The organism is Yinghuangia aomiensis, from assembly GCF_039542225.1.
Lineage (GTDB): Bacteria > Actinomycetota > Actinomycetes > Streptomycetales > Streptomycetaceae > Yinghuangia > Yinghuangia aomiensis.
This window is the reverse complement of sequence record NZ_BAABHS010000007.1, coordinates 54,348-67,152: the sequence shown is the minus strand read 5'-3', so window position 1 is coordinate 67,152 and position 12,805 is coordinate 54,348. Positions and strand designations below refer to the sequence as shown.

Genomic DNA, 12,805 nt, shown 5'->3' with positions numbered 1-12,805 from the left:
CCATCGGCGGTTTTCGGTCGGGGTGCGGTGGGTTTTCGGTCAGAGAGGGGTCATAATCGAATGTATGTACGAAGAGCGCGGACAGGGTGCGGCCGGGGGCGCCGACGAGCGGCCCGGGTGGGAGCGGCCTGGGCGCTTCGAGCGTGCCGGGGGCGGGCAGGACGGGGTCGCCCCGGCCGGGTGGCCGCGCGGGGTGCGGCCGCCCGGGGTGGAGGGCTGGTCGGAGACGGCCGTCGCGTGGCTGTACGACCTGTGCCCGCCCGGCTACCGGCGCCACGACGTGCTCAAGCGCCACCCCGAACTGCTCGCCCGCATGGCCCGCCAGCACGTCGAGGCGGCCCTCCAGGCCGCCCGGCACGGCTACGGCACCGCACGCGCCGACCTGCGCGACCGCGTCGACATCCACGTCGTGGAAGCCCTGCTGCGCATGTACGAGTACGAAGGCTCCCGCGCCGCCGCCCTCGAACGCGAGGTCGCCCTCGTCGAGCAGGCGCTGATCGGAAAGCGCTGGAACCCGCGCCTGTGAGCCGCTCCTCCCGTTGAGCCCCCGCTGTCCGCCAAACAGGTCGTGTTGGGTGGATTATCTGATTTTCCGTGCGGGATCGGGCATGCACTTCCCCTGAACCCGGAGGGATCCGCCAGCAACGGATCCGCTCTCCGAACCCGGTGCCAGGGAGGCCTGCGTGACGACGGCTCTACTACCCGTCCGGCGGCTGCTCCGGCGCGGCCCGGCGGTGGTCCTCGCCGTCGCGCTGGTCCTGTCCGCCGGCGCGTGCGGCAAAGCCAAGCAGGCGGAGAAGACGCAGAAGGGCGGCACCGGCGCCAGCGTCGAACAGGGCTTCAAAATCGGCCTCCTCCTGCCGGAGAGCAAGACCGCCCGCTACGAGCGGTTCGACAAGCCGTTCTTCGAGGCCCGAGTCGCCCAGCTGTGCCCCAAATGCCAAGTCCTGTACGGCAACGCCCAACAGCAGACCAACATCCAGCAGCAGCAAGCCGAAGCGATGTTCACCAACGGCATCGACGTCCTCGTGCTGGACTCCGTCGACACCAAGGCCGCCGCGTCGATCGTCAGCTCGGCCAAGGCCAAGGGCATCCCGGTCATCGCGTACGACCGCCTCGCCGAGGGCCCGATCAGCGGCTACGTCTCGTTCGACAACGAGACCGTCGGCCGGCTCCAGGGCACCTCGCTGGTCGAGGCGCTCAAGCGCGGCGGCGACCCCAAGCGCGGCCCGATCATCATGATCAACGGATCGCCCACCGACCCCAACGCCGCCGAGTACAAGCGCGGCGCGCACAGCGTGCTCGACGGGCAGGTCGTCATCGGCCGCGAATACGACACCCCCGACTGGTCCAACGACAAGGCCCAGCAGGAGACCGAGCAGGCGATCACCGCGCTCGGCGGCCCGGGCCGGGTGATCGGCGCGTACGTCGCCAACGACGGCATGGCCGGCGGCGCGATCGCCGCGCTCAAGGCGGCCGGCTTCAACCCCGTCCCGCCGGTCACCGGCCAGGACGCCGAACTCGCCGCCGTCCAGCGCATCGTGGTCGGCGACCAGTACATGACCGTCTTCAAGCCGTACCTGCCCGAGGCGAACGCCGCCGCCGAGATGGCGATCGCCGCGGCCACCGGCGAGAAGATCCCCGCCAACACCACGAAGAACAACGGCACCGTGACCGTGCCCGCGACCATCCTCACCCCGATCCCGGTCACCAAGGACAACGTCGCGACGACCGTCGCGCAGCCGCCGTACTACACGGTCGCCGAAATCTGCACACCCGACTTCGCCGCGGCCTGCAAAGCCGCAGGCATCGGCTGACGAGGAGGCGGTGACCATGTCCGACGTATCCACGCGCCCCACCGACCCGGTCCTGTCGCTGACCGGCATCTCCAAGCGCTACGGCGCCGTCCAGGCCCTCAGCGACATCGAACTCGAGGTCGGCCGCGGCGAAGTCGTCGCGCTCGTCGGCGACAACGGCGCCGGCAAGTCCACCCTGATCAAGGTCATCGCCGGCGTCGGCCCGCCGGACAGCGGCGAAATCCGCTGGGAGGGCCGCAAGGTCGGCATCGGCAAGCCGCACGAGGCGCAGGCCCTCGGCATCGCCACCGTGTACCAGGACCTCGCGCTGTGCGACAACCTCGACGTCGTCGCCAACCTGTTCCTCGGCCGCGAGATCAAGCAGGGCGGCTTCGTCCTCGACGAAGTCGGGATGGAACGCCAGGCCACCGAACTGCTGCGCACGCTGTCCGTGAAGATCCCCAGCGTGCGCATCCCGGTCGCCTCGCTGTCCGGCGGCCAGCGCCAGAGCGTGGCGATCTCCCGGTCGCTGCTCGGCGAACCCAAGATCGTCATGCTCGACGAGCCCACCGCCGCCCTCGGCGTCGAACAGACCGCGCAGGTCCTCGACCTCATCGAACGGCTCCGCGACCGCGGGCTCGGCGTCATCGTCATCAGCCACAACATGGAGGACGTGATGGCGGTCGCCGACCGCATCGCGGTGCTGCGCCTCGGCCGCAACAACGGCGTCTTCGACACCCGCAGCGTGTCTCAGGAACAGCTCCTCGCGGCGATCACCGGCGCCAGCGACAACGTCGTCTCGCGCCGCCAAGCCCGCAAGAGCCGCGACCAGGAGGAAGGCGGCCGCAATGACTGACCCGCGTGAACCCGTCGACCCCCGCGACCCGGACGACCGCCCCGGCGGCCTCGACCCGGACAAGCCGCGCGACGTCCCGAACGTCCCGGTCACCCCCGGAGGCCCCGAACAGCCCGAACCGGGCGGCGCGGAACTGCCGCCCGGTGCCGCGGTCAGCCAGGTCGACCCCCGGCTGCTCATGCGGCAGGAAGGCTTCGCCGGCTACTGGACCGAGTTCAAACGCCGCGTCCGCGGCGGCGAACTCGGCTCCCTGCCGGTCATCTGCGGCCTCATCGTGATCTGGATCGTCTTCCAGAGCCTCAACGACCGCTTCCTGTCCGCGCAGAACCTGTCCAACCTGTCGATCCAGATCGCCTCCACCGGCCTCATCGCCGTCGGCATCGTCTGGGTCCTGCTGCTCGGCGAGATCGACCTGTCGATCGGCTCGGTCAGCGGCGTCAGCGCGGCCGTCCTCGCGGTCCTCAACATCAACCACGGCTGGAGCGACGGCGCCGCGATCGTCGCCGCCGTGGGGGTCGGGGTCGGCATCGGCCTGATCCAAGGCTTCTTCTTCGCCAAGATCGGCGTGCCCGCGTTCGTCGTCACCCTCGCCGGGCTCATCGGCTGGCAGGGCCTCCAGCTGTACATCCTGGGCTCCCAGGGCACCATCAACCTGCGCTACAACAGCACCATCCACAAGCTGACCAGCTACTACTTCGAGTACGTCGCGGTCGGCTACGGCATCGCGGGCGCCTGCGTCCTCGTCTACGCGGTCTCGCGCTACCTGCAGTACAACCGCCGTACCAAAGCCGGCCTGCCGACGATCCCCATCCAGGACATCGCCTTCCGCACCGCGGTCCTCGCCGTCATCGCGTTCGCCGTCGCCTACGTCCTCAACCAGTGGTACGGCACGCCGCTCGCCCTCGTGATCTTCCTCGCGTTTGTGATCGTGGGAGACCTGATCCTGCGACGCACCGCCTACGGCCGGAAGATGTACGCCGTCGGCGGCGGCGTCGAAGCCGCCCGCCGGGCCGGCATCAGCGTCGCGCTCATCCGCATCTCGGCCTTCGTCATCTGCTCGACGATGGCCGCGATCGGCGGCATCTTCGCCGCGTCCCGCATCGTTTCCGCAGGTCAGAGCACGGGCAGTGGGGACGTCCTGACCAACGCCATCGCCGCCGCGGTCATCGGCGGCACCAGCCTCTTCGGCGGCCGCGGATCGACTTACTCGGCCCTCCTGGGCATGCTCGTCATCGGCTCCATCTCCTCCGGAATGGACCTCCAGTCCGTCAACTCGTCGGTGAAACTCATGATCACCGGCGCCGTCCTGCTCGCCGCGGTCGTCCTCGACTCGGTCTCCAGGCGCAGTCAGAAGGCCAGCGGCCGCGCCTGACCACCGACAAATCACCGCTTGATGACCGCCGCGAACCGGCGGGGCCGTGCCACGCGTCTAGACTCATTGAGTGCGTTTTCCCCCTCCGCCCGCGCGGTGGGCTACCCGACCGGGTGGGGCGGGGTGCCCGACCGATCCGGCCGGGGGAGGGCGCGAACCGCGATCGACCGATTGAGGAGGTACGGGTGGGCCTGCTGGAGAGCATTCGAGGACCCCGTGATCTCAAGGCGCTCTCTCCCGAGCAGCTCACCGTGCTCGCCGGCGAGATCCGCGAATTCCTGGTGGACTCGGTGTCCCGCACGGGCGGCCATCTCGGCCCCAACCTCGGCGTCGTCGAACTGACCCTCGCGCTGCACCGCGTCTTCGACTCGCCGCACGACAAGATCCTCTGGGACACCGGCCACCAGAGCTACGTGCACAAGATCGTCACCGGCCGGCACGACTTCGCCAAGCTGCGTCAGGAAGGCGGCCTCTCGGGCTACCCGAGCCAGGCCGAGTCCGAGCACGACGTCATCGAGAACTCGCACGCCTCCACGGTCCTCTCCTACGCCGACGGCTTCGCCAAGGCGTTCCAGGTCCGCGGCCTCGACGACCGGCACGTCGTCGCCGTCATCGGCGACGGCGCCCTCACCGGCGGCATGGCCTGGGAGGCCCTCAACAACATCGCCGCGGCGAAGGACCGCCCGGTGGTCATCGTCGTCAACGACAACGAGCGCTCCTACGCGCCCACCGTCGGCGGCCTCGCCAACCACCTCGCCACGCTGCGCACCACGCGCGGCTACGAGCGGTTCCTCGACTGGGGCAAGGGCGTCCTCGGCCGCACCCCCGTGGTCGGCCAGCCGGTCTACGACATCCTGCACGGCGCCAAGAAGGGCCTGAAGGACTTCGTCGCCCCGCAGGGCCTCTTCGAAGACCTCGGCCTCAAGTACATCGGCCCGGTCGACGGCCACGACGCCGAGCAGATGGAGCAGGCGCTCCGCAAGGCCAAGGGCTTCGGCGGCCCGGTCATCGTGCACGCCCTCACCCAGAAGGGCCGCGGCTACGACCCGGCGCGCAACGACGAAGCGGACCAGTTCCACGCCGTCAACCCCATCCACCCGGAGACCGGCCTTCCGATCGCGAAGGCCTCCGGCGCGTCGTGGACCTCGGTCTTCGCCGACGAGATGGTCAAGGTCGGCGCCGAACGCGACGACGTGGTCGGCATCACCGCCGCCATGCTCATCCCGGTCGGCCTGCACAAGTTCGCCGCCGCCTACCCGGACCGCACGTTCGACGTCGGCATCGCCGAACAGCACGCGGTCACGTCCGCGGCCGGCCTCGCGCTGGGCGGCCTCCACCCGGTCTTCGCGGTCTACGCGACGTTCCTCAACCGGGCCTTCGACCAGGTCCTCATGGACTGCGCGCTGCACAAGTGCGGCGTGACGTTCGTGCTCGACCGGGCCGGCGTCACCGGCTTCGACGGTCCCAGCCACAACGGTATGTGGGACATGTCGATCCTCCAGGTCGTGCCCGGACTGCGGCTCGCCGCACCCCGCGACGCCGCCCAGGTCCGCGCCCAGCTCCGCGAAGCGCTCGACGTCGACGACGCGCCGACCGTCGTCCGCTTCGCCAAGGGCACCGTCGGCCCGGAGGTGCCCGCGGTCGGCCGCATCGGCGGCATGGACGTGCTCCGCCGCACCGGACCGGAGCGCAACGGCGGCGGCGAGGGCGGCGACGTCCTCATCGTCAGCGTCGGCACCATGGCCGAGGCCGGCATCGAGATCGCCGAACGGCTGGCCGACCAGGGCATCGTGTCCACCGTCGTCGACCCGCGCTGGGTCAAGCCGGTCGACCCGGAACTCCCCAAGCTGGCCGCCCGGCACCGCCTGGTCGTCACGCTCGAGGACAACAGCCGCATCGGCGGCGTCGGTTCCGCCATCGCGCAGGCGATGCGCGACGCCGGCGTGGACGTCCCGCTCCGCGACTTCGGCATCCCGCCGGAGTTCCTGGACCACGCCACGCCGGGCTCGATCCTGTCCCGCATCGGCCTGAACGCGCAGGACATCTCGCTCCAGGTCGTCGGCGAGGTGGCCCGGCTGGCGGCGGACACGCCGCCGGGGGAGACGGCGAAGCCCGTGTCGTAGCACGGCGGCACGGCCGTCGGGGGGTTCCTCGGCGTCCGCACCGCACGATCGGCCCCGCCCGGAAGAGCTTCCGGGCGGGGCCGATCGCCGTGCCGGGGTGCCGCGCGGCCGGGCATTCACCCGGACGCGCCGAAGGAAGAGCCGTTCAATTGCCGCACATCGGTAAATCATGACCTGGTCTCTGCGTACCGGCGGGCCAGGAGGTGCAACCGATGGTCACGGCGAGTCCGTTCCGGACCAAAAGCGTCGAACAGTCGATCCGCGACACGGAAGACCCCGAACACGGGCTCAGGCGCGCGCTGTCGGCGCTCGACCTGACGGTGTTCGGCGTCGGCGTCATCATCGGCACCGGCATCTTCGTCCTCACCGGCACCGTCGCCCGGGACACCGCGGGGCCGGCCGTCGCGCTGTCGTTCGTGGTCAGCGGGGTGGTGTGCGCGCTCGCCGCGCTCTGCTACGCGGAGTTCGCGTCGACCGTGCCGGTCGCCGGGTCGGCGTACACGTTCGCCTACACGTCCATCGGCGAACTGCCCGCGTGGATCATCGGCTGGGACCTCATCCTCGAACTCGCCCTCGGCGCCGCGGTGGTCGCGGTCGGCTGGTCCGGCTACGTGCAGTCGCTGCTGGCGTCCGCGGACGTCCACCTGCCCAACGCCATCAACGGCGGAACCGACAGCGACTGGGGCTTCAACCTGCCCGCGACGCTGCTCGTGCTGCTGCTGACCGCGGTCCTGATCTTCGGCGTCAAGCTGTCGTCGCGGCTGACCGCGATCATCGTCGGCATCAAGGTCGCCGTGGTGCTCGTCGTGATCATCGCGGGGCTGTTCTTCATCAAGGCCGACAACTACTCGCCGTTCATCCCGCCCAAGCAGGCGTCCACCGGCTCCGACTCCGGACTCAAGCAGCCGCTGATCACCTGGCTGAGCGGCTTCGAACCGAGCAACTTCGGCGTCATGGGGATCTTCTTCGGCGCGGCGACCGTGTTCTTCGCCTACATCGGCTTCGACATCGTGGCCAGCGCCGCCGAGGAGACCAAGAAGCCGCAGCGCGACCTGCCGATCGGCATCCTCGGCTCGCTCGCCATCTGCACGGTGCTGTACGTCGGCGTCTCGATCGTCGTCACCGGCATGGAGAAGTACACCGAACTGTCGATCAAAGCCCCGCTTTCCGACGCCTTCAAAGCCGTCGGCCACGGCGGCTACGCCTGGGTCATCAACATCGGCGCCGTCGCCGGCCTGACCTCGGTCACGATGATCATGCTGCTCGGCCAGACCCGCGTGTTCTTCGCGATGAGCCGCGACGGCCTGATCCCGCGCTTCTTCAGCCAGGTCCACCCGCACTACAAGACGCCCTACCGCTCGACCATCGCCCTCGGCACCGTGGTGGCGGTCGTCGCCGGCGTCATCCCCCTCAAGCAGCTCGCCGAACTCGTCAACATCGGCACCCTGTTCGCGTTCGTGGTCGTCGCCATCGGCGTCATCGTTCTCCGCCGCACCCGCCCCGACCTGCCCCGCGCCTTCCGGACACCGTGGGTCCCGGTCCTCCCGATCGTGTCGGTGCTGGCCTGCCTGTGGCTGATGATCAACCTCCCGACGGAGACGTGGTGGCGGTTCCTGGTGTGGATGCTGGCCGGGTTCGTCGTGTACTACGGGTACGGGTACCGGAAGAGTCGGCTGGGTCAGCGGGCGGCAGCCGCCGCGGCTGGGGCGGGGGCGGGAGACCGTCGCGGGTGAGGGTGCCGCCGGTGGGGACCGAGGTGCCTGACCGTGTCGGAGCCGCGGAGCCGTGTTGGAGCCTTGATCGGCCGTCGGTCACCGGCTGCCGGCTGGTCGCGATCGACGGACGCAGCTGACCACCGGCAACCCGCGATCGACGATCCGGCGCTGATTGCCGGCCACCGGTGGACGAAGGCTTGCCGCTGACGACTGGCCACCGGCGCTCGCCATCGGCTGTCGGCTACCCGGCATCTTCGCCTGCAGTGCGCGCGACCGCTCGGACTCTCGTCGGAGGGTGGCTGTCACTCGTCACCTTGTCGCTTGTTGCTTGTCGCTTGTTGCTTGGTCGAGGTCTCCGCGGCGGGGTGAACGTCGCGCGGGATACGGCACCCGCCCGAATACTCGGTGGTGCGGGCTGCGGCCACGTGCGGCGGTCCTGTTGCCTCGTGCCGCTTCGCGTGGCCTTGCGAATGTGCGGTCCGGACATTCGGTCATGCGAAACGGTAGTCGGGAAATTACTCTCGGTGGCCGTACGTCGGTAGCGTGGACGGGTGCCGAGTATCGCGCGACCCGCGCAGCTTCGACGCCGCACCGCCGCGCGGGCCGCGGCCCCGGGGGCCACGCCGGTCCGGGTGCCGCGGCCGCCGCGCCGCCGGGCTTCCGCCGGATCCGCGCCGCATGCGACCGCGGGCGCGACTGCCGCCGCGCCGTCGTCGGAGCGGGGGCGACCGTGGTGGCCTACGCGTGCCGTGCCGACCGCCGTACTGCTGGCGGTGGTCGCGGTGATCACGCATGTCGCGGTCTTCCAGCGCGCGTTCTGGAACCCGGACGAAGGGTTCCTGGCCACCCAGGCCCGGATACTCGGCGACGGCGCGCAGCTGTACGGCGGAGTCGTGGACCGGAAACCCCCCGTCGTGCCCTGCCTGTACGCGGCGGCCTTCCAGCTCTTCGGCTCCGGCACCCTGTGGCCGGTCAAAGTGCTCGCGGTGGCCGCGCACTTGGCCACCGCCGTGCTGCTCGCGGTCTTCGCCCGACGCCGGTTCGGCCCGACGGCGGGACTGATGGCCGGCGTGCTCTACCTCGTGGCCAGCATCGGTCTGGCGCCCCCCGACGCCATGGCGGCGAACTTCGAGACGTTCATGCTCCCCGCGTCCGTGGCGGCGATCGTGCTGGCCGATCGCGGCCGGTTCGCGGCGGCGGGGTTCGCGGCGGCGGTGGCAGCGCTGACGAAGCAGTCCGGGGGAGCGGTTGTGCTGCCGGTGCTGTGGGTGGCTGTGATGGCGGCGGGGAAGGGGCTGGGCGGGGGCGGCGTCGCCGGTGGGCGGCGGCGGGACCGCGGCGGGCGGTGGGTGCCGTGGTGGCGCCGGTGTCGTGGTGGGGCGGTTGGGGCGGTTGGGTTGGGGGCGTTGGGGCTGCGCCGGGGCGGGGCCGGTGGTGGGGCGGCGTCCGGCGGTAAGGCGTGGGGTGGCGTGCTGTTGGGGCGTGCGGTGGCGGGTGGCGTGGCGTTGAACGCTGCCGCATTCGGCGGCTCGGTGGCTCGGGACGAGATCGCGTCGGGTCATGCGGCGTGGGGGGTCGCCGGTCGGCGGGGCGGTGGGGCGCCAGGTGTCGCCGGGGACGACAGCAACGCGGCGCCGGGTGGCAGGGCGGTTCGCGGTCGGGTGCCGGGCGCTGCGACCCGGCTCCGTCTGCAAGCCGTGGCATGCGTGTTGCTCGGGGCGATCGTGCCGTGGGTCGGGGTGGCGCTGTTGCTCGGTGCCGGGCGGTTCGTGTTCTGGGTGGTGACCGGGTCCGGGGGCTATCTGTCGCTCGAGGGCGGCTGGCTGTGGGCGGTGGCGCGGGCGTCCGGCAACCTCGCGATCGTCGCGGCGGCCGGGCTGCCGCTGGTGTGGGCGGCGTGGCGCGGGCGGCGGTTCCGGGCGGACGCCGACCTGTGGCTATGGCTGGCCGCGTCCGCGATCGGGGTAGCGGCCGGGACGCGGTTCTTCGGGCACTACTTCCTCCAGTTGCTGCCGCCGCTCGTCCTGCTCGGGGTCGCGGGCGTCGTCCGCGGCGCGCTGCGCTGGCGGACGGTGGCCGGGTACGCGGCGCTGTCCGCAACGGTGTTCGTCTACCTCGCGGCGACCTGGCCGCAGGTCCGGCTCGACCACATCCGCGGGGTTGCGGCGACCGTACGGGCCGAGACCCGTCCCGGCGAACCGCTGCTGGTCTGGGGCATGAACCCGGCGGTGTACTACTTCGCCGAACGCCCGCCCGCGACCCGGTTCCTCACCGCGGGCTTCCTGACGAACTTCGCCGGCGGACGCCCGGACTCCCAAGTCGGCGAAGCGTATGCCGTGCCCGGCTCGTGGGCGCAGTTCACCGAGGACCTGACCCGCACCCGCCCCGAACTCGTCATCGACGACTCCGGCAACGCCGCCTACCGTCCGGACCGCATCCCCCGCCTCGACCAGTTCCTCAAAGCCCACTACCGCGAACTCGAACGCCAGGGGGCGACGGTGATCTACCGCCGCATCGATCCTTGAGCGTGACGTGTCGTAGGGCGCTCGTGTGGTGTCACCGTTGGGTGGGGTGGTGTTCGGCATGGCCGGACCGCGGGTGGCCGACGCCCGGGTGAAGTCCGGCGCAGAGTACGGCGAAAGCGCGGCCTGCCGCGGTGGCGACGGCCTCCCGCGCCCGTGCCGCCGGTTCGCCGGCCATGACGCGTCGTCGGAGTTCCCGCAGGAGGGCCCGGTGCGTGCCGGCGATGGTGCCGGCCAGGACGGGGGGCATCGGGTCGTCGTCGTCGGTGGTGGCGGTGGCGGCGGTTGGTGATGGGGCGGCCAAGGCGACTGCCAGTGCGGCTTCGGCGCGTTCGCCGATTTCGCGTTCGCGGGCGCGCAGGGCCGGACTGTCCAGGACCACCTGCCAGAACGCCGGGGCGCCCGGTCGGAGGCCGAGCATGGGGTGGTCCTGGTCCAGTGCGGCCAGCAGGTCGTCGCGGATCGGCGCGACCGGGCAGGTGCCCGGGTCCCGGTCGCGGACCAGTGCGGCGAGGTGGTCTTCGACCTCGGCTTGGCGGTCGAAGAACAGGTCCTCCTTGGTGGCGAAGTAGTTGAACACCGTGTTGGTGGACACGCCCGCGTGCCGTGCCACCTCGGCGACGGTCACCCCGTCGAAGCCGTGCTCCAGGAAGAGCCCCAGTGCCGCGTCGGCGATGGCCGTCCGGGTCTGCTGCTTCTTCGTCTCTCGAAGGCCCATGGGCAGATGATAGTGTCACCACAAATTTGGTGTGACACCAAGATTTTTTGAGGTGTGTTCATGGCCTTCACCTTCGGCATCTATCCCGGCGGACTCCTCGGCGACGACCAGGGCATCGTCCATCCGGTCACCCCGGACGCGCCGGACCTCGTCAACGCCGCACTCGACGAACTCCAAGGCAACACCGGCCTGTTGACGGTGCGTGCGTACCGCTCGTTCGCGCCGACGGCGACGCCGCGGATACCGCCGACACCCGCCGACCCGCACACGTACCTGCGGCGCGGCCGGATGCTCGACCTCGTCCTCCAATTCCGCGAACCGACCGGAAACCTGGACGGGTGGACGGACTACGTACGCGAGGCCGTGCGGACCGCGGGTCCGCGGCTGGCCTCGGTACAGATCTGCGAGGAGCCGAACCTCGACCTGCCGTCGGTCGACGGCAGTGTCCCCAACGTCTTGGACGCGGTGGTGCGGGGTGTTGTCGCGGCGAAGGAGGAGCTTGCTTCGCTCGGCCTCGGTGCGGCGGTCGGCTTCAACGCGGTGCCGAGCTTCGACCCGTCCGACACCTTCTGGGCGGACCTCGGAGCCTTGGGCGACGACCGGTTCCGGCAGAGTCTCGACTACGTGGGAGTCGACTTCTTCCCCGACGTGTTCCGGCCCGTCGCCGCGGATCGGTTGGCGGAGACGGTAGCCGCGGTCCTCGGCATGTTCCGTACCGGCTTCCTGCCGCAGGCCGGCATCCCCGGGACGGTGCCGCTGCGGGTGTGCGAAAACGGCTGGCCAACCGGCCCCGACCGCACGGAGCGGCGCCAAGCGGAGACGCTCGAAACCGTCATCCGGGCGGTGGCCGCGTGCGAGAACGAGCTGTTGGTCGACGGCTACTCGCTCTTCGCCCTCCGCGACGCGGACAGCAACGGGGAGAGCCTCTTCGGCCATTTCGGCCTGCTCCGCGACGACTACACGCCGAAGAAGGGCTTTGGTACCTATCGCAGACTCGTCGAGGAACTGGGCTGACGGCGGGTCCTGGTAGGGCGCGGCAGGGTGCCGACACCTGGCCTGTGGCGGCGAGGGCGGGGCGAGCGCGAAGGCGACAGCGCGAGTGCGCGCTGCTCCGCGACGAATGCGCGCCGACGGAGGCCTGCGGCACCTACCGCCGACTCATCGAAGAACCAGACGCGCGCCAGGTCCAGGCCGAGCGCCGACACCAGGCCTGCGGGGGCGAGTGCGAAGGCGACAGCGCGAGGACGGGGGCGATGGCGAGGGGGGAGGCGTGAGGGGTGAGGGGGCGACGGAGAGTGGCGGACGGGGACGAGTCGGCCGGCGCTGCGCAGCAGCGTCGCGTGGTAATCCCCCTGCCGGCCACCAGCCACCAGCCACCAGCCGCCGCGCCCCCGAACGGCCCTACGCCCCAGCACAGCCCCGCACTCGCGGGACAGTCCCCGAACGCCCCGGGGACGTGCGGGGGAAGCCGGTGGATGCCTGACCGTCTTCCCCCGCCCGCCCGGTCTGGGGCGCGGCCCGCGAGCCGGCGGCGACAGCGCGCCGACCCGCGAGCATGCGAGCCTTCCCGTGAGCCCGTGAGCCCGTGAGCCCGTGAGCCCGTGAGCCCGTGAGCCCGTGAGCCCGTGAGCCCGTGAGCCCGTGAGCCCGTGAGCCCGTGAGCCCGTGAGCCCGTGAGCCCGTGAGCCCGTGAGCCCGTGAGC

The 12,805-nt window shown here is 71.1% G+C and carries 9 protein-coding genes; 8 read left to right on the top strand and 1 reads right to left on the bottom strand.

Annotated features, from left to right (window positions below; translation table 11 throughout):
• Positions 1-64 precede the first annotated feature (64 nt).
• The 7 genes from ABEA93_RS11355 (at position 65) to ABEA93_RS11325 (ending at position 10,387) form a co-directional block, all read left to right on the top strand.
• The gene (locus tag ABEA93_RS11355) at positions 65-526 is read left to right on the top strand and encodes a hypothetical protein (protein WP_345675296.1); all 462 of its coding nucleotides are present in this window, start codon (positions 65-67) and stop codon (positions 524-526) included.
• Positions 527-683: 157 nt separating this feature from the next.
• Positions 684-1,817 (top strand): substrate-binding domain-containing protein, encoded by a 1,134-nt coding sequence (locus tag ABEA93_RS11350; RefSeq protein ID WP_345675295.1) that lies wholly within the window; start codon positions 684-686, stop codon positions 1,815-1,817.
• A gap of 16 nt (positions 1,818-1,833) precedes the next feature.
• Positions 1,834-2,652 (top strand): ATP-binding cassette domain-containing protein, encoded by an 819-nt coding sequence (locus ABEA93_RS11345; RefSeq protein ID WP_345675294.1) that lies wholly within the window; start codon positions 1,834-1,836, stop codon positions 2,650-2,652.
• On the top strand, positions 2,645-4,024 hold the full coding sequence (locus ABEA93_RS11340; RefSeq protein WP_345675293.1) for a sugar ABC transporter permease: 1,380 nt from the start codon (positions 2,645-2,647) through the stop codon (positions 4,022-4,024). The genes ABEA93_RS11345 and ABEA93_RS11340 overlap by 8 nt, the downstream gene beginning before the upstream one ends.
• A 185-nt stretch (positions 4,025-4,209) precedes the next feature.
• Positions 4,210-6,147 carry a 1-deoxy-D-xylulose-5-phosphate synthase gene (gene dxs, locus ABEA93_RS11335; protein WP_345675292.1) on the top strand — a complete coding sequence of 646 codons (1,938 nt, stop codon included), beginning with the start codon at positions 4,210-4,212 and terminating at the stop codon, positions 6,145-6,147.
• Positions 6,148-6,359: 212 nt separating this feature from the next.
• A complete protein-coding gene (locus ABEA93_RS11330; protein WP_345675291.1) occupies positions 6,360-7,880 on the top strand; it encodes an amino acid permease in 1,521 nt (506 codons plus the stop codon).
• A 731-nt stretch (positions 7,881-8,611) separates the two neighbouring features.
• Positions 8,612-10,387 carry a glycosyltransferase family 39 protein gene (locus ABEA93_RS11325; protein WP_345675290.1) on the top strand — a complete coding sequence of 592 codons (1,776 nt, stop codon included), beginning with the start codon at positions 8,612-8,614 and terminating at the stop codon, positions 10,385-10,387.
• A 31-nt stretch (positions 10,388-10,418) separates the two neighbouring features.
• On the opposite strand, the gene ABEA93_RS11320 is transcribed toward ABEA93_RS11325, so the two are convergent.
• Positions 10,419-11,102, bottom strand: a complete 684-nt coding sequence (locus ABEA93_RS11320) for a TetR/AcrR family transcriptional regulator (RefSeq protein WP_345675289.1) — start codon at positions 11,100-11,102, stop codon at positions 10,419-10,421.
• 60 nt (positions 11,103-11,162) lie between these two features.
• On the opposite strand from ABEA93_RS11320, the gene ABEA93_RS11315 reads away from it, so the two are divergent.
• Positions 11,163-12,116 carry a hypothetical protein gene (locus tag ABEA93_RS11315; protein WP_345675288.1) on the top strand — a complete coding sequence of 318 codons (954 nt, stop codon included), beginning with the start codon at positions 11,163-11,165 and terminating at the stop codon, positions 12,114-12,116.
• The last annotated feature ends 689 nt before the right edge of the window (positions 12,117-12,805 follow it).